Source organism: Echinicola sp. 20G, from assembly GCF_015533855.1.
Lineage (GTDB): Bacteria > Bacteroidota > Bacteroidia > Cytophagales > Cyclobacteriaceae > Echinicola.
On record NZ_AP024154.1, the window covers coordinates 1,130,852 to 1,153,290 of the forward strand.

At 40.0% G+C, this 22,439-nt stretch carries 15 protein-coding genes and 1 pseudogene; 4 read left to right on the top strand and 12 right to left on the bottom strand.

The features are described from left to right. Window positions 1-16 precede the first annotated feature (16 nt). From JL001_RS05000 to JL001_RS05015, 4 genes are all read left to right on the top strand, one after another. Window positions 17-3,583 carry a TonB-dependent receptor gene (locus tag JL001_RS05000; RefSeq protein WP_200975049.1) on the top strand — a complete coding sequence of 1,189 codons (3,567 nt, stop codon included), beginning with the start codon at window positions 17-19 and terminating at the stop codon, window positions 3,581-3,583. Between the two features lie 18 nt (window positions 3,584-3,601). Next, window positions 3,602-5,317: a RagB/SusD family nutrient uptake outer membrane protein gene (locus JL001_RS05005; RefSeq protein ID WP_200975050.1), complete on the top strand. Its 1,716-nt coding sequence runs from the start codon at window positions 3,602-3,604 to the stop codon at window positions 5,315-5,317. Window positions 5,318-5,370: 53 nt separating this feature from the next. Then, window positions 5,371-6,675 carry a sulfatase-like hydrolase/transferase gene (locus JL001_RS05010; RefSeq protein ID WP_200975051.1) on the top strand — a complete coding sequence of 435 codons (1,305 nt, stop codon included), beginning with the start codon at window positions 5,371-5,373 and terminating at the stop codon, window positions 6,673-6,675. Window positions 6,676-7,068: 393 nt separating this feature from the next. Next, window positions 7,069-7,728 carry a TetR/AcrR family transcriptional regulator gene (locus JL001_RS05015; RefSeq protein ID WP_200975052.1) on the top strand — a complete coding sequence of 220 codons (660 nt, stop codon included), beginning with the start codon at window positions 7,069-7,071 and terminating at the stop codon, window positions 7,726-7,728. 79 nt (window positions 7,729-7,807) lie between these two features. Here JL001_RS05015 and JL001_RS05020 read toward each other — a convergent pair. The 12 genes and pseudogenes from JL001_RS05020 to JL001_RS05075 form a co-directional block, all read right to left on the bottom strand. Further along, window positions 7,808-8,290, bottom strand: a pseudogene (locus JL001_RS05020) (peptide-methionine (S)-S-oxide reductase). Window positions 8,291-8,309: 19 nt separating this feature from the next. After that, window positions 8,310-9,386 (bottom strand): glycoside hydrolase family protein, encoded by a 1,077-nt coding sequence (locus JL001_RS05025; protein WP_200975053.1) that lies wholly within the window; start codon window positions 9,384-9,386, stop codon window positions 8,310-8,312. Between the two features lie 41 nt (window positions 9,387-9,427). Beyond that, complete coding sequence (gene msrB, locus JL001_RS05030) at window positions 9,428-9,871, bottom strand: peptide-methionine (R)-S-oxide reductase MsrB (RefSeq protein ID WP_200980316.1); 444 nt, start codon at window positions 9,869-9,871, stop codon at window positions 9,428-9,430. Between the two features lie 653 nt (window positions 9,872-10,524). Beyond that, window positions 10,525-11,259, bottom strand: a complete 735-nt coding sequence (locus JL001_RS05035) for a hypothetical protein (RefSeq protein ID WP_200975054.1) — start codon at window positions 11,257-11,259, stop codon at window positions 10,525-10,527. 102 nt (window positions 11,260-11,361) lie between these two features. Further along, complete coding sequence (locus JL001_RS05040; RefSeq protein WP_200975055.1) at window positions 11,362-12,228, bottom strand: hypothetical protein; 867 nt, start codon at window positions 12,226-12,228, stop codon at window positions 11,362-11,364. 145 nt (window positions 12,229-12,373) lie between these two features. After that, window positions 12,374-14,077, bottom strand: a complete 1,704-nt coding sequence (locus JL001_RS05045) for a SusD/RagB family nutrient-binding outer membrane lipoprotein (protein WP_200975056.1) — start codon at window positions 14,075-14,077, stop codon at window positions 12,374-12,376. A gap of 20 nt (window positions 14,078-14,097) precedes the next feature. Further along, window positions 14,098-17,274 (bottom strand): SusC/RagA family TonB-linked outer membrane protein, encoded by a 3,177-nt coding sequence (locus JL001_RS05050; protein WP_200975057.1) that lies wholly within the window; start codon window positions 17,272-17,274, stop codon window positions 14,098-14,100. A 514-nt stretch (window positions 17,275-17,788) separates the two neighbouring features. Next, the gene (locus JL001_RS05055; protein WP_200975058.1) at window positions 17,789-18,106 is read right to left on the bottom strand and encodes a hypothetical protein; all 318 of its coding nucleotides are present in this window, start codon (window positions 18,104-18,106) and stop codon (window positions 17,789-17,791) included. A gap of 241 nt (window positions 18,107-18,347) precedes the next feature. Further along, the gene (locus tag JL001_RS05060; protein WP_200975059.1) at window positions 18,348-20,066 is read right to left on the bottom strand and encodes a hypothetical protein; all 1,719 of its coding nucleotides are present in this window, start codon (window positions 20,064-20,066) and stop codon (window positions 18,348-18,350) included. Between the two features lie 94 nt (window positions 20,067-20,160). After that, complete coding sequence (locus JL001_RS23270; RefSeq protein ID WP_200975060.1) at window positions 20,161-20,274, bottom strand: BBE domain-containing protein; 114 nt, start codon at window positions 20,272-20,274, stop codon at window positions 20,161-20,163. Further along, window positions 20,271-20,540 (bottom strand): nickel-binding protein, encoded by a 270-nt coding sequence (locus JL001_RS05070; RefSeq protein ID WP_200975061.1) that lies wholly within the window; start codon window positions 20,538-20,540, stop codon window positions 20,271-20,273. The genes JL001_RS23270 and JL001_RS05070 overlap by 4 nt, the downstream gene beginning before the upstream one ends. Window positions 20,541-20,773: 233 nt before the next feature. Continuing rightward, window positions 20,774-22,420, bottom strand: coding sequence for a RagB/SusD family nutrient uptake outer membrane protein (locus JL001_RS05075; RefSeq protein WP_200975062.1), 1,647 nt, complete (start codon window positions 22,418-22,420; stop codon window positions 20,774-20,776). Window positions 22,421-22,439: the final 19 nt, after the last annotated feature.

Consider the following 22,439-nt stretch of genomic DNA (forward strand, 5'->3'; position numbering starts at 1 on the left):
TTAACATCATAAATATATGAACAAAAGAATACTTATTCATTTAACCTACATGACAAAGCTCTTTATTTATGCTTTTGTGATTCAGGCGATGTCGATGAGTTTACTATGGGCCAATGAAGTAAAGTCCCAAGTAAAAAGCATCGAAGAAGTCCAAGTAAAGGTAGGCTTCAAAAACGCTACCTTAAAGGAAGCATTTTCAAGTATAGAAAAAGCTTCAGGGTTTAATTTTGTCTATACCAATAAAGAGATCAAAGAGGCTGGGATCATTTCAATTAATGCCCAAAACAGAAGTCTCTATGATCTTCTTATAGATATTGCAAACCAAACCAGCCTGCAATTTAAGCAAGTCAACCAAAATATTCACGTACAAAAATCCAAAAACCAAAAAGCGCAATCTGAAAATATGGTTGTTGTGGCAGATGTTACCATCAAGGGTACGGTAGTGGACCACGAGGGAGAACCGCTTCCGGGTGTGACAATCACCATACAGGGTACGACAAGGGGTACTGTCACAGACATAGACGGAAACTATTCTATAACCGTTCCAGAAGGCTCCCAGCTTTTATTTTCTTTCATTGGTTATAAAACTCAAACAATACCTGTTGGTAACAACAGTGAAATCAATGTAAGCATGGAAGAAGATGAACAATCTCTTCAAGAGGTAGTGGTCGTAGGGTATGGGACACAAAAAGTAACCAACCTAACAGGAGCTGTAGATGTAGTTGATGGTCAAGCATTGGAAAACAGACCATCTCCTTCAGTTTCCCAATTGCTTCAAGGTACATCTCCCGGGCTGACTTTTGGAGTTGGCAATAATGGTTTCCAACCTGGTGCCAACATGAATATCCAAATCAGAGGGATGGGATCCATAAATGGAGGACAACCCTATGTAATTATCGATGGGATTCCAGGTGACATGAACCGACTTAATCCAAATGACATTGAGTCCATTTCTGTATTAAAAGATGCTGCCGCTTCAGCCATCTATGGTGCAAGAGCTCCTTATGGAGTAATTGTCATTACAACCAAGTCAGGTAGAGGTAAATTGAAAGCAACTTATTCAGGGAGTGTTTCTGTGGCTAGCCCTCAAAATCTTCCCAGTATGTTGAATTCATATACCCATGCAAAAGCAATTAACGAAGCAGGAGTCTATGGAGCTGGAGGAAGGTTCTTCAGGGATGGCATCATTGATAATATCCTAGCTTTCCAAGCTGGAGACTATGATTTTATCCGATCTAACGCCAACTTTCCAGCAGACGCTACGCACTTTGAAACCACACCAAATCCAAACAATCTCAACCAATGGGGCTTTAATCAATTTGGAAATGCTAACAGAGACTGGTTCGATGAATATTTCGGCACTGGTTTTATTCAAAAACATGATCTAAGTATTTCTGGTGGAACAGAGCAAACTTCCTATTACTTCTCTGCAGGCTTATTTGGACAAGAAGGCGTGCTTAATTATGGTACAGATACTTTTGACCGGTATAATATCATGGGTAAAATCACTACTTCCATCACGGACAATTGGGATTTTACCTATCAACCACGTTTCTCTAAGCAAGTCAGAGAAATTCCAAACATGGACCGTCAGGGTTCTTATGATTTGATTTTCCATCAGATTGCGAGAACCATGCCTACTAATGCCTTATATGATGGATTTGGAAATATTATGATCCAATCCAAAATCCCATGGGTAAATGATGCTGGTACCGACGTTACTGAAACAATAGAAAATTGGCATAATTTCTCCTCTGACTTAAGGCCACTGGAAGGATGGACCATCCATGCTGATTTTGCCATGAGAAATGTGGATCAATTGTACAGAAGCAAAGAGCTAACTGTATATGACCATTTGGTTGATGGTACAGTTGTACCTAGTGGAAATACAGTACCCAGTAATGTAAGAAGTACACATTACAGCAACCTTTACTGGACAACGAACATTTATAGTTCCTATGACTTTAACATTGGGGAAGATCATAATCTCAAGTTTATGGCCGGAACCCAATTTGAGCGTACAAGAAATAGGAATTTGACTGGATTCAGAACAAATATTCTCGTTCAGGATGTGCCATCATTAAATACTGCTGATGGTGAAATCCAGATGAATGAAGGGCTTGTAACTTATAGCACCCAAGGTTATTTCGGAAGGCTTAATTATAACTATAAAGAAAAATACCTTCTGGAAGCCAATGCTAGATACGACGGTACTTCTCGGTTTAGAGAAGGAAATCGTTGGGGATTCTTTCCTTCTTTCTCAGTAGGATGGAACTTGGATAAAGAAGCATTCTGGGATCCTATCAGCAAAACAGTGAATACTTTTAAACTGCGAGGTTCATGGGGAGAACTAGGAAATCAAAATGTTTCTCCTTATCAAGATTTGTTATTGATTCCGCTTTCTGGAAATGCAGTAAACTGGATTTTTGATGCTGGTGGATCACGGCCTATCGGATATGCGGGCACTCCTTCTTTGGTCAGTAATGACCTAACATGGGAAACTGCCAGAACCATAGATATTGGAACGGACATGTCTTTCTTGAACAAGAGACTAAAAGTGGTATTTGATTGGTTTGAAAGAACCACATTCGATATGATTGGTCCTGTACAACCGGCCCCTGGTGTATTGGGATCGTCAGTTCCCCAAACCAATAATGCTACTTTAAGAGCCAGAGGTTGGGAAAGCACCATCACATGGAATCAAACAACATCTAGCGGATTCACCTATAGTGTTGGCTTCAACATCTTTGATAGCAAAGCTGTTATTACCAAATACTCCAATCCCAACGGCGTACTTAGTAGCTGGTACGAAGGTAGAGAGCAAGGTGAAATCTGGGGTTATACGGCACATGACCTTTATCAAACACAAGAAGAAATTGATGCTTATACGGAAGCTGTTGACCTCTCTGACATAACAGGCCTGGCATGGAATACTGGTGATGTGAAATACCTTGATATCAATGGAGACGGTAGTGTTGACAATGGTTCCAATACCTTAGAAGATCATGGAGACTTGAGCATCATCGGTAATAGTACTCCTCATTACCAATTTGGATTAAATTTAAATGCAGCTTACAAAGGCTTTGATTTATCCATGATTGTAAGAGGAGTTGGCAAGCGTGACTTGTGGTTTGGATCTGGGGAAAATATCTTCTGGGGTTTCAGAACTGGTAACCAGTCCTCTCTTTTCGAAGATCACTTGGATTACTTCAGAGACCAACCTGGGGATGTGTACACTGGTGTTTATGAAGGAGATGCTAACATTAATATGGACGCATACTTCCCCAGACCTTATATTAACAATGCCCAGAACAATAAGAACAGGCTGACTAGTACCAGGTATCTACAAAATGGCGCTTACCTCAGAATCCAAAACTTGCAAGTGGGCTATACTTTACCAGACGAAGTATTGGACAAACTTCACCTTAGCAACATGAGGGTTTATTTCTCAGGAGAGAACTTATTCACTTTCTCAAGTCTACCTGTAGGGGTTGACCCAGTTGCAGTGAGTAGCTCATGGGGTGTGGGTAAAACCTACGGAGCGGATAGAATTCTATCTTTTGGATTACAGGTTTCTTACTAATCAAAAACTCAAAAAGACATGAAGAAAATACAATATATAGCTGGAATGTTATTGCTTTCCCTTGGAATGGTTTCATGCGAGGATTTTATAGATAATCCACCAGAGGATCAAATTGCTGTCAATGACTTTTTCAGAACTAGTAATGACATAGAGAATTATGTAAAGAAATATTACACTGAGTTCCCTACGCATGGTAGTGCTAACCAGCCTATCTCAGAGAACAACTCAGATAATCTGGTTGTCAACACACCAAATGCTGTATTGCATGGTACCAGAGCACCTAGGAATGGACAGTGGACCAGTGAGTGGGCTGATATCAGAAGTATCAATATCTTATTTGATAACTTGGACAATATAGAAGATGATCTAAGCAGCTACAGTCAGTTTTTGGGAGAAGCCTATTATTTCAGAGCCTATTTCTACTTTAGAATGCTCGAAGATTACGGGGATCTTCCTATTTATGATCACCAGCTTTTCCCTGGAGATGAAGCGCTATTGGATCCAAGGTCGCCACGCACTGCAGTAGCTGATTTTATCTTGGCGGACTTGGACAATGCTATTCAATATTTGGGTACCCGCTCTTCCGTGGGCAACTCAAGACTAAATAGAGAGACCGCACTGGCTTTTAAGAGTCAAATAGCTTTGTTTGAAGGTTCATGGCAAAAATACCATGCAGGCACTGAGTTTGCCACCTCGGGTGCAGACCCTAATAAATACTTCCAGCAATCTGTTGAGGCTGCCGAAGAATTGATGAATGGTGATTATACCATAGGGCTATATAATACTGGAAACCCCGAATCAGACTACTATACTTTATTTGGACTGGACAATATGTCGAATGTCAACGAAGTATTGTTTTATAGAATAGCCAGTACTGCAGAACAGCTCGGACATGAACTTCAATTCTACACGACGAGAAGAACTAGAGATATGGCCATTACTTGGTCATTGGTTTCATCATACCTGGCCAAGGATGGACAACCTTATGACTACATGGGTTTGGCAGAAAGTGCCAAAGGAAATAACTTCTTGACTCAAATCGCCAATGATTGTGATCCAAGACTACATGCAACCGTATGGACCCCTGGAGACCTCAGGGTAGCCAGTGCTGGTCAAATCTTTGATAAGCCTTTTATCGACGGAGGATCAGAAGAGTCCTGCGTGACAGGCTTTCAGGTAAAAAAATTCTCTAATCCTTATTCCTCTGGGGCAGGAGCTGACTTTGGAGGTTATAGTCAAACAGGAAGAATTTATTTCAGGTATGCAGAAGTTTTGCTAAACTATGCAGAAGCATTGTATGAACTAAACGGTACCATTGCTATTGATGAGCTGAATATGATCAGATCAAGAGCTGGTATGCCTGAATTTACAGTAATTCCTCAATCTGCTTATGGAGATAACTTATTGGATTATGGGTATGCCATCGATGATGCTCTCTATGCTATCCGAAATGAAAGAAGAGTTGAATTAGCACTGGAAGGTCAAAGAATCAATGACTACCGGAGATGGGCAGCCCATGAACTTTTCCAGGGTCAGCGACCATTAGGCTACCCATTTGATCAATCAGAATTTCCTAACTTTACAGCTAAAGTCAATCAAGATGGCTTATTAGATTATTTCCAAACCGAAATGCCTAATGGTTATGGTTTTAGAGATGGACAGGATTACCTGATTTCAATTCCAAGTGATGAAATAGTACTTAACCCCAATTTGGAGCAAAATCCTAATTGGTAATATAACACCTTAAGGGGAGACCAAAGGTTTCCCCTTATTTTTAAAAAACAATTATGAGGACATTACTGCTGTTACTATTTCTTTGCTTTACTCTAAAAAGCCAAGCCTTTCAAACTTCTAATGATAGAAGACCAAATATCATCCTGATTATGGCTGATGACTTAGGCTTTGAAACCCTTGGAATTAATGGTAGTGAAAGTTATGAGACTCCTCACCTAGACATGATGGCAAAAGCGGGAATGAATTTTACCCAGTGCTACTCTATGCCCCTTTGTACGCCCAGCCGGGTGCAACTCATGACAGGAAAGTATAATATCCGAAACTACATTGGTTTTGGCTTATTGGATCCAAATGAACAGACTTTTGGTGATTATCTAAAAGAAGCGGGCTATGATAATTTTATCGCCGGTAAATGGCAACTATATGGAAATAACCACCAAAGACAATTGGCGGGAAACAGAGAAGGCTCACTGCCAGAAGAAACTGGTTTTGAGGATTATTGCCTCTGGCAAGTCAAACAGCTTGGAAGCAGGTATAAAGATCCTCTACTCAGCAGTCCAGAAGGAGACAAAGTATATGAAGGAGAGTTTGGCCCGGACATATTTGTAGACCAAATTATTGACTTCATAGGTCAAGAACGCCAAAATCCATTTTTTGTCTACTTCCCTATGGCACTAACCCATGACCCTTTCGTTCCCACGCCAGACAATCCCAGCTTTTCTACTTATGATGCCAAAAGTAAAACCAATGACCCACAATATTTTAAGGAGATGGTTCACTACATGGACAAACTCATTGGAAAAATTATCAGTGCAGTAAATCAAAATGCAGAAAACACCTTGGTCATTTTTATTGGTGATAATGGAACAGATCATGATGTGACTTCTGTACAAAACGGTTTAAAAGTCACAGGCGACAAAGGACACACTACACTGGCAGGTACCCATGTGCCCATGATTGCCTATTGGAAGGATAAAATCAAAGCAGATCAGGTTAACCAGAACCTTATTGACTTTACTGACTTCGTCCCCACACTACTGGATGTGTCAGGTTATAAAAAGAGTGAAAGACCATTTACAGATGGTATAAGTTTTTACCCACAACTTCTCAATCAAAAGGCTCAGGAAAGACAATGGGTCTATTGCTACTATGACCCAAATTGGGGAAACTTTGAAAAAAGCATATTTGTACATGATCAAAAGTGGAAGCTTTACGAAAATGGTAGCATTTATAATCTCCAAGAAGACCCACTTGAAAAAGCACCATTGGATAAATCAAGCTTAAATAAAAAAACGCTTAGAAAGATAACAACATTCCAAAAAGTACTTGATCAATTTACCACTGCAGAAAGTCATTAATGAATCCCAATCATTAAGCCATTTTTAGTATTCCAAAAAGAAAATCACATCAATTACCAACTAAGTAGATGGGGTATACTGGAATAAAAACATTAAAACACCATAGGTCTTAAGTCCTAAATTTTATATATTTATTAAATAATATTGAATTAATAAAATTAGGCCATTTGCTTATTTTATGAAATTTTCATTAAATTTCACTTAAAAATATAAGTTTATATTGGTTTATAACAAGATGTCAGCTGTTAGATTGGCTGAGGTAAAACCCAAAAAAACGATAGTTATAAAATTTAGAAATTGGCAATCCTCTATTTTTTTGCTTGATTTGTGTTCTTGTCAGTTTCAGGCTACAAAATGTTTAAGACCAAAACTGGCATTTATTGCCCTTACATTATGGAAAAGAAGAAGAAAATCTCAACCAAACAAAGAATTTTAAGTGAAGCCATAAGACTATACAATGAACATGGTGCGCACAATATAACGAGTAGACACATTGCTGCCGAACTTGGTATCAGTCATGGCAATTTAGATTATCATTACAATAACCGTGAGGCTATCCTTCTCGCTATTTATAAGCAAATGAGAGAAGAAATGACAAGCTCTTATCAGGAAAAAAGTAATAATGGCAATTCTTCTTTTGATCATTTCCACCTTTTACTGATGCACTTAGAAAGGTTCCAGATGAAATACCGCTTTTTCAACCTGGATGTCTTGGAAATGTCCAGGTCTTATCCCGAAGTGAGCAAATTATTGAAAGAGACCATAGAACTCCGGAAAGAGCAAATGTCAAAGATGTTTAAAAGCTTTGTGGGTGATGGACTTTTGGAGGACAAAAGTAATATCGCTATCATCAGACTTCAACATACCATTCGCATCATCATTACTTTTTGGCTCTCTCAGCGTGAAGTACTTACTGGATACAGGTTCAATGAAAAGGGAGAAATGACCAAGCACATTTGGGACCTATTGATTCCATATATGACAGAAAAAGGCCTAGAGGAGTACAAGCATACCATTGAAAAATATAGCGAAGAGCTTGAGGAAATAGAATAATTTTCCATAGCCAAAGAAGCAAAAGGGGCAAATGTATTTTGCCCCTTTTGTTTTTCATCATAATTACCGCATTACCAATTTACCCTTTGTCTGCTTTTTGATTCTTTTGAAGGAGCTTTAGTTTGGGTTTAATATACTTTTGACAAAAAGGGGCATCAGGTCGACTATGGTAATAATTTAACAAATCAGCCGAATTTCGTCTAAATGAGACAAAGGGTAAGATATGGGTAATGATATTTCCAGACCAAAGTTGCTGCAATTCCTCCAAATCCTTTTGGACCACTTCATGCTGTTTGGGGCTGAACACGTAAATCGCTGATCGGTATTTTTCTCTCATACTATGTTCAGAAGTACAGCTATGCGTCAGTAAGTGGGATTTGATTAATTGATAAAGAGAAATGATCTGAGGATCGAAATCTACCAAGACAGCTTCCGAAAAGCCACTTTACTTACCCGACGATGCAATCCACCCTTGGTCTACATTTACCACTCCCTCGATGGACTGAAACACCGCTTCTGTGCACCAATGGCATCCGCCACCAAATCCCATTTTCTCCGTCATCGATTTGAAAGTATTATTCTTATTGATTCCTTCTTAATGGTCTTACCATGTTAAAGATCTGTCCTTCTGGATTCCTACAGGCAAAATAAACATGGCTTGGCTGTCCATTTTGAATGAGAACTTGCGGTCTTTCCAACTTGGGTAAATTCACTTTTTCTCCATTTGAAAACGTAATATTTCGACTATAAGCAATCGGGTTTTCCGAGGTCTTCCACACCAAGCCATCTTCTGAACTGGCTAAAAACCCAGCACCGGACTCACCTGTAATCGCCTCATTCATACATTTGGCGAGCATATGGTATTTACTGCCATCGTACCAAATATAAGGATCTTCTACATCTGAACTGATGGGAAGAAGTTTGATTTGGTTATCTTCCCCCTTCCTTTCATAGGGCCCCCAATAATGACTAGCTGTAGCCACGCCAAAATTCATCGTCCTATTTTGGTTTCTGGCTGGATAAGGAACTGGAGCACTTTTATAGATCAACAAAACACTGCCATCTTCATGGATTACAGGCGCAGGATTGCTAATAATGGCACCATCCCATTTTCCTGGCCGAGGTTGGAGAATCGGTGCATCCATCCTTTTCCATGGCCCAAATGGAGAATCGGCCACAGCCACACCTATCCGCTTATGGTTCCAAGCTTCTTCGTAAAGCTCACGAGTTGCACCTACTTTTTCAGGCTGGTCAAACTCATAGTTTAGGCCTATATAAAACAAAATATACTTACCATCATGATAGTGGATATTAGGATTATGAGTCATCATACCATCCCAATATTGTTTGCCTCTAGCGGGCAGCACTACCTTTTTGAATGAAAATGGCCCCTCGGGCTTATCTGCTACAGCTAACACTATTTCACTATTGGTCACCCATGCGCTCATGCCAAGGTGTTTGGGCCATCGGCTGGCAAACATATAGTAAAGACCATCTTCTCCTTTGATCACTGAACCACCCCAAACGATATAATCTTCCATCTGAAACGCTCCTTCCTTGGGAGAAGGCTCCCATTGATTATAGAATGGGTTATTTTGAGCGAAAAGGGTATTCTGACAAATCAAATAGATAACAACTAAAAAACGAATATTTCTCATCTAAGGCTGGTTAATAATGGCTTCATTAGGGTGGTTTCGAACTACCCTACTTTTTTCAAAGATACTGCGTTCACACAATACCGCAAGCCACTTGGAGCTGGCCCATCTGGAAATACGTGACCCAAATGCGCATCACAGGTATTGCAGGTGATCTCTACCCTGACCATGCCAAAACTCGCATCCTTATGGTAGGCCACTGCATTTTCCTCCACTGGTTGTGTAAAAGATGGCCACCCTGTACCGCTTTCAAACTTCTCCTCCGCATCAAAAAGCAGGGTATCACAACAAGTGCAGGCATATTTTCCTGGTTCAAAAAGACTGCACATCTCCGAACTGTGGGCTCGCTCTGTTCCCTTTAGTCTAGTAATTTGAAACTGTTCCGGGCTAAGAATTGCTTTCCATTCTGCCTCACTCTTATCTATTCGCTTTGAGGGGATTGGATTACCATGATTGGCAAATTGAATAATATTGTTCCAGTTAAGCATACTATTAATGTTTTTAAATCTCTTTGTTTTCTCACCAAGGTTTTCATTCTCTCTGCTACCTAACCTTAAATCGCACCCTTCAGGTTCCTTTAAATCGCTTTGAGATGTAGGTTCATCGATGATCAGGCCATTTCCACTTAGTATTTCATCAAGTTTGTAATCAAGTCGCATCAAGGCATTATTTGGGTCGGAACCAAACATGCTATAGGCAACAAGACCATTGGCATCCACCAAAATCCAATGAGGGGTTCCACCAGCTTTATAGTCCAAAAAGGTGGTGTTTAAATTTTTATCTTTAAAGTAGGGAAAACGAACAAAAAATTTCTCCTTCGCCTGCACCAATTCCCACATTGGTATTTCATTGCCATCAAAAATAGAATGAACTCCAAGTACATTGATCTTTTCTCCTAACTCATATACTAATCTATTTGCAAAAGGAATCGCTCTCCCTTTGCAACCAGGACAGGTTAAGCTAAAGAAAAGCACTACTAAAGGTTGGCCAATAAAATCTTTTGGACTAGGAACGGAATCTCCGAAAATACTTTCGAGATGCCATTCCGGAAGCTTTGCTCCCAAGGTCAAACTATACAAATGATCCATTTCTTATAAAGCCCTATTAGACAAATATACTATTGAACAATATGCACTTCCACTTAAGGCTTGTAATTCATGGATAAATAATTGGGCTCTTCCTTTTCATCAGAAAGCAACATTCTGTAATAAATATCAATGACTATAGGAAGTTTTTGGAACCAGGTGAACTCCTTTCCTGCTAAATTTTCAAGGTGCCTTTGTGCAATCATTACCGCATGAATGTCCTCCAATTTGTACTTGACCTCAACATATCGCATAAAGTCTTTATCCTTTTGTTTTGATTTAGCCATTGCATACATAAACAACCCTTCCTTATTGTACCTCAAAATGGAATCTGAAGGAACTTCCGCTACATCGGAAGATGTGAGTAAGAATTGAAGCGTCTTATCATTCAAGCTAAGTTCCATGGATCCTTCGGGATACTCCACAGGCATTAGTTGGTCTACAGGATAATTGGGATAAGATGCCTTTTCGGATTCATAGATATAAATATCCTTTCTCAGGCCACTGTCCTCCAGCTTTGCTACAAGTAAATCCCTTCCCCTTACTTGGCTTAGGTTAAGTGATCTTCGGTGTGAAACATCATTGAGAAATTGGTAAGACTTTTCGGATGAACTGGTATTGACAGGGTACCGCTGCAACAAAAATTGGTCAAATGAGGCGACTAGAGCATTCAAAGCTTCCATCTTTTCAGCTCCAAGCGCATTTGCAAAGTCCTCCATTTCCTGATGCTCTGAAGTGCAAGAAGCACTTAACCCTATTATGCAAAACATTACAATGTAAAACTTTTTCATACGCCCCAGACTAAGATGAAAATGTATATTTAAATCACCCAATGACGGGTTTTCTTTAATATACGTAAAATAGTCATTTTCAAGCGTTAGTATCCCAGGAAATTACTCGATCACTTTTGGAACCAATCCTCTCAAGCCCATGTCCACCACAGCCTCTGCCTGTCCATTTCCTACATCCCATAGCCCATTATTGTTCTCGTCCACCCACTCGAAACTTTTGTTGATCGAAAGAGACATGCTGATAATTATATCTGATGTCTCATTACCAGTAATTTCCAAGGGCATATCAAACTCGCCAGTAACCACACAGGATCCCTGAGGGATGGGTGAAGTCTCAAACAAAGGGTTGGGCACTGTAGTAGCTCCTTCTGGGCTTTGTCCTGTAACCACTCCGGCCAGTGTTTCCAGTCCCCAATAACCTTGCTTTCTATTGGCTTTTACTTCAACTTCCTCTGTTTTCAACAAATATTTGTCGATGTAAGTATTGAATCCCACAAAACTGGCAATGGTACCTGTAAACGGTTGGTCATTATAATAAAAGGTAACATCAAAATTCTGGTAAGACAAAGACATCCTCACCCATTCATAGGTACCAGACTGAATGGACTTTAATGGAATTTCTAAAAAAGTTTCTCCAGGAGCAACCAACTTGCTTTGGCTAAAATCAATGGCCTTTTCCCCTCCTGCTTCAGTCTCTGCGGCATGATAGAGAATTTCTCCCTCTCCCAAAAAAGTGTTGGCAGATGGAACCAGTTCAAGATAATGAGCAGCAATTTGATGAAAAACCGGATTTTGCCCTGCATGCCCAGAGGGGATATCGGCAGCTGTCCCAGCATTTCCCAATCTCACCTGTTCTGGATCTACTTCTATTTTTACAATCAACTTGGGATCATTTTTGGGATTCTCATCGGAAGATGTACAACCATTTACCAGATACAATAGCAAAATAAGAGAAAAGAGATTTTTCATGTTTGCGGTCAAATGTGGTGTTAAAGTTCAGTTTTCGTGTATGAAGAATAAAATAGTGAAAATTAATGATAAATAGGTGTTTTGAACCAAACAAAAAAGGAGACCAAATTGGTCTCCTTTTCATTTATCACTACAATTTCCAGTATTACTTAGCCCACCATAGTTTGGTACCTTGCATATCAGGTCCCTGGTTAGAAATGGCGTCATTGTAATTGTTAGGATTGGAAGCTTGCAAGCTGCTACCATATCTCAACCGCTGTGGATAACCTCCTGCGGTGATGGTACCCGGACCATAAAGCTCATAGTCACTTACACCTGCAGCCAAAGTAGCTGGGTATCCAGAATCCCTGACAATAGCCCATGCTTCATAACCATCAGTATAATGCGCAATCCAACGCTGGATATATACTTTTTCTAAGTTTTCATCGGTAGTACCGTCCAATTGTGCAATGGCCTCGGTGGCCAAGAAAGCATCAATGCTGGCATCATCTACACCCCAAACACGCATCGCTTCTTTGATACCCATTTGGTATAAGTCCTGTGCATCACCTGAACTAAGACCTTTCAAAACAGCTTCAGCTTGTAGTAAATAGGATTCACCAGACAAAAGCACTGTTTCTGGCGTAGAAGCACCACCTTGGTTTTTCTGCTGGATCACCAAATCACTTGGAGAACAGAAAAAGCCAAATTGAAGCAATGAAGACATCTCTCCGCTCAACCTTACAGGTTGACCTATATAATTGGTGTTCTCAGGCATCGAAACTACAATTTGACTTCCCTGATCATCCCAAGTATATTCAGCTCCTGATTCATCAAACAGAGTTTTTAGGAAGTTGGTCCTCTTAGGGAAAAGATCATAACCTTCCTGATCTTCCGATGCTGTAGGTCTGATAAGTGTAAACTCTCCCCCTGCTGCTGGCTTCACATATTGATCAAGACGAGGATCATTATTGTCTCTTAGATAATCTACTAATTCGCGACCAACAGCCCAGTCGGAGCCGGCCCCGAAGTTATGCCAAACATCTGCATAGGTAGAATAATCCCACTGAGATATCTCCAGATCCTTTTCAATCAGGGCACTTTCCCCTTCACTCAAAAGTGGCGCAGCCAATGCTTCATTGATAGCGGATTGGCTAAAATCATCCCCTTCAGCACCTTGCGCTCTCATGGCCATTTTTAACTTCAAAGTATTGGCAAAACGCTTCCACTTCTGAAGATCTCCTCCATATATAACGTCATTATCTCCTAAGTCTTCCAATGCATTACCTGTGCTGGTATTGTCCCCAATGGCTGCCATAGCAGCATCCAAGTCAGCAATGATGCCTTTGTAGATATCCTTTTGTGAATCAAATTTCGGTAAGGAAATATCCTCATCACTGAAAACCTCACTGTAAGGAATCATCCCAAATGTATCTGTGTACAATTGGAAGTAATGGCTTTTCAAAATCAAGACTACCGCATGGGTAAGTTCATTTTCAAATGCACCACCCGGCTCAGTAAATTCAAGCAATTGTTTTACGGTGCCCAAAAGTCCATTATAGTGGTCCCAAGCAGCATCAGTATAAGCTACATTATAAGAGTAACCCAACTCATCACTCCACCAGTTACCATTTTGGCCAAAGGTAAAGTGACCTGCATAACGATCTGTATGGATTAGGTTAGCCCTCCAGTAAGCATATCGAGCAGGAATATAAGGACGGATCATCAGCTCAGTCAAGAAATACTTTGCACTGGCATCATTCTCACCAATCAGGTTGGGATTGGTATTCATCTCTTCAAACCCTGCTGTGCAACTTCCCAAAGTGGCAATTGATGCCAATCCTATTAAAGTTTTATGGAATATTTTCATAATCTTCGATTTTAAACTAATTAAAACTTCACGTTCAAGTTAAACCCAAGGGATCTAGCTGTAGGCATTGCGTAGTAAAGGTAACCTTGACCGGCGTTGCTGGTACCGAGAGTAGCCTCTGGATCAAACCCACCATCGAATGACTTGTAGATAAAGAACAAGTTTCTTCCGATGAAGCTAATAGATGCAGATCTTACCACGCTATTTCCTAAGAAGGAAGTAGGAATCTGGTATGTCAAAGACAATTCTCTAAGACGAACATTGGTCTGGTCCATGATGTAATTAGAACCAATGCCACTCATTGCACCCCAATACTGCTGGGCAGTAATGGATTGGGTGTTCTGAGAATAGCTACCATCTTCATTTTCAATCAGTCCATCCACCACAATTCCTTCCTCTCTATACTGAAGGGTCTTTTGTGAAATACCGGCACCATCCATGGCAGCTTGTGTACCTGCATACATTTCACCACCGAAGCGTCCATCGATCAAGAATCTCAAATTGAAGTTTTTATAGCTAAAGGAGTTGTTAAAACCTAGTAAATAATCAGGTTGGAAATCTCCCACTTTCACCCTTTGGGCAGTGGCCTGAGGCATTCCACTGGCAGTAAGGATCATTTTTCCTGTCTCAGGGTCAGTCATGATATCTGTAGCCCAGATTTCACCATACCCACCACCTACAGTTGCACGTGTTTCTGCAGACCCAGAGTTATTCACATTCCACTGACGATTAAAAGCATCCGGTAAAAACTCTTTCAACTCATTGCGGTTATGGGAGAAGTTTACATTGGTATTCCAAGTAAAATCTTCAGTCTGAACCGGCGTACCTCCAAGCATTACCTCAATCCCTTTATTGGTAATTTCACCAACATTGGTATGTACTTCAGCTCTTCCCAATGGGTTTACCGCCAAGTTGTCTGTAGAAACAATATCAATCAAGTCCGTAGAGCTGATATCATAGTAAGCCACATCAAAGTATAGTCTGTTCTTATAAAGACTACCTTCAATACCCACTTCATAAGTTTTAGTAAACTCAGGACTTAAATTCTGGTCATACCATACAGATGGAATCGTCAAGGTAGTAATGCCTAAATAACTGTTGTTCTTGTTCTTTAGGTTATAGCTATTTTGCAAGCTCCAAGCCGAAGCATCTTTACCTACACTTGCCCAGCTACCACGTACTTTAAGGTAATCCATGACACGTTGGTTAGGGTCGATAAATTCACTCACCATCAACGCAAGGTTTACAGATGGGTAGAAATAAGACCAGTTGTCAGAAGGCAAAGTAGAAGTCCAATCGTTTCTTCCAGTTATGTCCAAAAACAGGATTCCAGCATAATCAAATGATGCGGAAGCATAAAGGGAATTAGTTACACGCTCAGTAGGAACACCTGCGCTGTAGTTTACTTGGTCTGCACTACCAATAGTTGTTTTTGTAGGAATACGCAAATTTTGCCCATTAAGGCTCATTCCTTGGGAAAGCTGCTGCAAGTGGTTTCCACCCACATTAGCCGTTACTCTTAGTTTTTCGGTGATATTCTTGTCAATCATGAACAAGAAGTCCGCATTGGTTTCCTGATAACGGTTGTTAGAAAAACCTACTCGGCCATCAGGGTAAAACCAGTGACCTGGCTGCGTAGCACTTTCAAAACGAATATCAGTCCAATCAGTACCTACACGGGCATGAGCGGACAACCAATCGGTGAATTGGTATTGCAACTTGGCAAAACCAAGGAACCTGCTTCTAGTGTCTTCTGCTTTATCATAGTTAAGTGTCCAATAAGGGTTGATGGCACTTTCAGCATAGTTTCTCACCAATCCAGTTTCCTCATCCAAGTAATCCCTGAAATCATCCATAATGGCATTTCTAGGCACACTGTACACCCCAGCTAATAGACCTTCAGAACCTTGATTTACCCTGTTGCGCGTAAATTGATTGGTATAGGTAGCTTTTGCGTCCAAAGAAAGTTTGCTGGAAAGCTTAGCTGTAGCTCTTAAATTGAAGTTGTTTCTCTTCAGGAAAGAGTTCTCCACCATAGCCTCATTGTAGGTATTGGTATAAGAGAAACGCGCGGTAACTTTCTCATTTCCACCTGTCAAGGCCACGGTATTCACAAAGTTTCCTCCAGTATTGAAGAAGTCCTTTACATTATCTGGCTGAGCGGTATAAGGCTTGTTGGTTCCATCCCAATAAAGTTGGTCACTTCCATCCATTTTACCACCCCAAGAACCTCCAGTGGTACGGAGTTCATCGATTGAGGAAGGTGTTCTTCCTGCTGTACCTTGTCCATATTCGTTTTGGAACTCAGGAAGAAGCATTGGATTGGAAAATACAGAACTACTGGAGAAGTCTACTCCTATGCCTTTTCTGTTATTTCCTTTTTTAGTAGTGATCATAATCACACCATTTGCAGCCCTAGACCCATAAAGAGCTGCTGCATTTGGGCCTTTAAGCACAGTCATGGACTCAATATCATCCGGGTTCAAGTCAGAAATACCGGAACCAGTATTGGTACTGGTGTACATATTTCCTCCTTCACTAGTACTGGAATTGTCCATAGGGATACCATCCACTACATACAAAGGTTGGTTACTTTGTGTCAATGAGTTGTTACCACGAATGATCACACGGACACCGGCACCAGGACCTGAACCCGCCTCTGTGATGTTCACACCAGCCACTCTACCTTTTAGGTTTGAAACAGCACTTGGAGAAGCTTTTACTGCAGTTAGCTCTTCACCATCCACTTTTTGTACAGCATAACCAAGTGATTTTTTATCCTTCTCAATGCCGAAGGCAGTTACTACCACCTCACTTAACTGCTCCACATCCTGTGCAAGCACAACGTCGATAACTGTTTGGTTACTGACAGCTACTGTTTGCTCAACATAGCCTAAATAAGAAAATTTTAAAGATTGACCTGATTCAACATTGATAGTATAGTTACCATCCAAATCTGTAATGGTACCTTTACTTGTACCGACAATTGAAACACTTACTCCTGGAATAGGAGCTCCATCTTCATCACTGGTCACAGTACCTGTTATAGCAACAGGAGCCACAGCAGAAGTAGATAAACTCAAAGGTTGAGTTCCTTCACCTGCATAAAGCACATTTCCCGCAATCGGTTGCAGCATTGTACCGAAAACAGTCAATAACGTTACTGGCTTTAGTAATCGTAAAATTTTAGTTTTCATAAAACTGGTTTAAGGGTAAAAGGTTGAATAATAATGTTTTCAAATCACCAAGTGAATTGGTGAACCGTTACGCAAAAGCTTCAAAAAGCCAATAAATTGTCGGTGAAAATCACTGGCCTGGAACTGTTATATTGGGTTTTCCTAATTTTAAAGGAAAAAATTTCTTTAACTTTTCGTTAAAGGATTGTCAATGTATTGATTTTTTAAAATAAATCGAAACACATTTAAGATATTTTTTTAAAACAATCAGGAAATACCCTATAAACTGTTTATAGAAATGGATGATCGTAAAACAATGTTCAACAGCCATTATATAGTTTCAAATGGAATAAAAGCCACTTATTTAAAAAATAGGCTAGGTTTTATAGGATTTATTGAAAGAAATGAAAGTAAAAATGAAAGCTAAAAATGGACAAAAGTTGATTACTTAAATATGAAGTTAAAAAAAATTGCTTCAAAAGACTTAAAATACTTTATATATGTAAAAATTACTTATTTTGATATTGGACAAAGACTAAGTTTTCAATATTCCATCTTTATTACATTTCCAGACTAACCAGTCTTGAAGAGCTTTTAACCCGTTTTCATTCATCCACTGATATGTTTCAAGGTAAAATTCTTCTGATCTCTGGCAAATTTCCTGCTGAGTTAATTGCCTGGTGGGCTGGGTGACTTCCCATAAATAATTATAGCCACAAATTTGTATCAACTCCAACTCAGACAATAGTCTTTCCGGATTAGAAAGTTTACTGGCATTAGCATAAGCCATAAATTTTTCCTGATAATTTTCCTTCGCCACTGCGAGCAACTGAAGTAAGTCGTTCTTATTCATTTCCATGTTTTTAGGTTATCGGATTTGATTAGGGTCATCAACGATTGATGCAAAAATATTTAAAATCATGAACTAAGATAGTAAAACAAAATAAAATTCATTCCCACCTAAAAAGCCACTTACAAGCATTTGAAGGGATATTTTACGCTTATCTTAACTTGGAATTTCATAGACGAAAATTATGTGTATTTCAAAAGCAAAAAAGAAAACAAAAAAGTAAAGCACTAATTGACACATATTATCACTTTATTTTTGAATTTTTTAAATCAATGTCGGCAGTACTCCAAACTTCCACCAAATCATTCTCAATTTTCATGGCCAAATCAAGGTCACCATTAAATTGGTAAGCAGCCATAAGACCATGCAAAGCCCATCCATTTTTCGGGAAATTGGCCAGGTCCTCTTTATAGGTAAAAATTGCTTCTTCATAATTCTCCTGCAGTAATAGGGCAGACCCTAAGTAGTGCCTGACAGAAAAAAACCAATCTGGTGGCTCATTATAATTCAAATTATCTTCCATAGCTGTCGCCTCCCTAAACAATATTACACTGTTTTCTAAATCGTCTTCAGCAGCCATAATTTCAGCTTCCAATACTTTTTCAGCAATCTGAAGAAGATCATAGGTAGAGTTAATATCCCACACCGTGATTGTCTTAAAACTCTCATTGGATGATTTTTCTTTTAGCAATGTCAACTCTTTTTTTGCTTTAGATACCTCATCTTTTCCCAAAAAAGCCATTCCCCTTGCGTAGTTCCTGATGGCCTCAGGATAGCGCAGCACGCTATCCTCTGCTGGCATGGAGAGGATTTTTTCCCATTCACCAAACTTGACATAAACATAATAGGGAATGGTATAATAATGCTGTAAGGTCCCCCAACCGGGCTCCTTCATTACCAACTTATTGGTATGCTCTGTCAATTTCTCTGCCGCCAAAATAGCCCATTCCTTATTGCCCTCAAGAGTCGCCGTTGCTGCCATAAAATGATAATTATGAGGAAAATAAGCCAATGGATAAGCACCCTGGGCATGACATGCGCTGACATAAATACTATCAGCCTCCACTGCACGAATATTAGCTAATGTACCTTTGTGATATTCTCCAGTTCGGATATAAACATGGGAAGGCATATGAAGCAAATGCCCTGCGTTTGGCACTAAACCATCATCAAACACAGCTGCACTTCTGTTCGCTTGCTCAGGCTCCATAGAGGCTTCCACCGCGTGAATATACAGATGATGCCCTCCAGGATGATTCGGAGCCATCTCAAGGACATGATGGAGGGAGTTTAAAATTTCAGGAGTCCAAGTCTTCATTTCACCACCCTTGTCATAAAGATCCCAGGGATGCTGATCCATCAAAGATTCGGCATAAAGCGTGGCAATATGGGCATCTTCTGGAAATGCCAGTTGCGCCTCTTTCATGGCTTCAGAATAGGCTTGATCCAAGTGACTTCGATCCTCTGGTACTTCCAATGAATACCTTTTGGCCATAGCACTGATCAATACCTTTTCCTTTTCACTAACTCCTCCGGATTTTGAAACAGCTGTCTGAATAGCCTTGTAAGCTCTTTCATAATTATCCGCTTCCATTCCTGCGTTGTAGTTTGGTCCTAGAACATAGGCATAGCCCCAATAAGCCATGGCAAAGTCCGGATCAAGTTGACTGGCGTAATAGAAGGACCTGGCTGCCTCAGCATGGTTGAACCCATATGCCAAGACCAAACCTTGGTTAAAATACCTTTGTGCCAGCTCATTACTGGTACTCATCGGCCAATGTATTACGTCCAAACCTTCAAACAGAGGTGCCTTTGTTCCAGACTCATACCAAGCTACATCTGTTACGAGGGAATTAACCGAACATAAAGTGATGTCGCTAGCTGCAGCAAGTTTTTCTTCGGCTGGTTTTTGCTGACAAGAAAAAACCACAAATACAGATAAAAAGATGATAATTAACTTCATTGTGCTTATTCTTAAAACTGTATCAGTTTGCTTTGTAATTCATAAAAATCAGGAATATTCATGACCATAAAATCTTGTTACCAAACTATGAAATTCAACTCTTCTGCTTTGGTAAAATGTTCTGATTCACATGAAAGAAGTTATCAGGATCATATTTTGCCTTAATGGATGACAACTTTTCATAGTTTTGGCGATAAGAAGCCTTCACCCTACATGCCCCTTCCCCATCACCAAATCATAAAAACCCACTTCCACTTCAGTAAGGGCACATGGAACCGCACCATGAGCCATTTGATGAACGAGCTCACAAGTTTCCTTATCTGGACCCTCCACTAGGCAAAAAACTGTTCCGGCCTTTTCATTCACCCAAAACTGATGATACTTGACTCCGTACGCATCTTGAATCGCAACGTCGGCAATATGGGCAGTTTTTACATCCTCTATGGATAGGTGTTCAAATTGATGAAAATCCATAAATAGAGGCATAATAACGCATTATGATCTATATAAAGTTAAGAAATATTAACCGCACTTGAAAAGCACAAAACCAACTGATAATGAATGATTTAATAGCAATTATTAATGATCTAGAATAGGGTATGAAATTGGCTTCAGAAAGGAATAAAACAAAAAACCGGTGAAACCCAAACCAACTTTTGTTCGAGTAACACCGGCTTTAGTACAAAGCAAATAAAAAAATTATCTTTTTATTCCCATCCGTTAGTTTGCTCCAAGTTTGGATTCAGTGAAAGTTGATTCACTGGTACTGGGAAATAATAGTTCTTACTCTCATCAAACAGATAAGTCTGATCGGAAATGATATAACCTTCATTATTTAACTTAACATCTGAACCAACTTCATAAGCATCATAATTGGCAATATCCGTCGCATTGAACCTAATGCCCAAAACAGGCTCAGTAAGTTTCGCTCCTTCTTTCCATCGTATCAAATCGTCATAACGGAAGCCCTCAAAAGCCAATTCTACTCTACGTTCTCTTCTTATATCCGCAATAATACTTCCTTGGTTTAATACCAAATCAGCCACTCCTGCTTTGGCTCTCAGCAGATTGATCGTCATATCAACATCAGCTTGGGTAATACTTCCCAATTCCGCCTTAGCTTCGGCATAGATCAACAGCATCTCAGCATAGCGGATAAGTGGCGCATCCATATAGGCTCTATCCCAAGGAGCTGTTCTATCCTGCTCCTCATTATAGAATTTGGCCACTTGGTAACCTGAAGGAGAAGATTCATTGGAGCTCAAACCAATTGGATCAGAGTTTAGGTATAGTTGACCATCAACGAAATAGGTCTCTGGCTGCGCAAAAGTACCTGCCAAACGCTTATCTCTATTGGCAAATTCATCTTCAATAGTAGCGTCACCTTGGTATAAAGGACTCTCTTCAATCGATAGACCATCCACACACAGGTAATCATTGATCAAGCTCTTTGTACCTCCAAATTCAGTACCCTCAGTATGGGTCAGTACATTTGAGGCATTGTGATAGATCTGCAAAGCATCATCATAATCTCTGTAAAAGACGATTTCGTCATTTCCTGCCAAATTCATATTGGCAAACAAAGCATTATAATCACCATTTACATCAATGCTATAATTACCCGAATTCATCAATGCTTCAGCAGACTCAGCTGCAGCTTGCAAATAGACTTGCTCATTTCCAAGTCCATGATACTTTCTGAAAGTCCCTTCATGGAGCATGATTCGTGCCCTGTAGGCATTGGCAATGTCTTTGGTAAAGCGGTTGCTTTCTGCTGTGTTTGCCATCCATTGTACGGCAAAGTCCAAATCTGACTTGATGAAAGCCATCACTTCGTCACGGCTGGACTGTGCCTCATATAACAACGGGTCAGTATCTGTAAGTACATGGTCCACTATTGGAAGTTTTCCATATAACTTTAACTTGTCATAATACTCTAATGCTCTCAGCAATCTAGCCTCTGCTATATAAGGATTTTTAGCAGCTTCCTCAATATCTGACGCAGCGCTATTTTCCAACATCTGATTGATATCCCTTATCAGATCCCAGTCCCAGTCTTCACGACCAGGCGTGTTGGCTGTATTAATCCCCAAACGAACATCCTCTGGAGACTGAACAAAGGAATTATCACTTAAATTATCATCAGTTAGTATCCCCGCATTGAATCCTCCTCTAAAGCCTTTAGTAGCAAAATAGGATGCATAAAGCTGGTTATTATAGACCTGAAGGTCTGAGGCACTTTTCCAGAAAGTATCATCATTGATCTGTGTTTCCGGAAAAGTATCTAAAAATTCGTCATTACACCCTGTCGCAAATGCAAGACAGGCCAATAGATATATTGCTGTTTTTTTCATGTCTTTGTGTTTTTAGGGT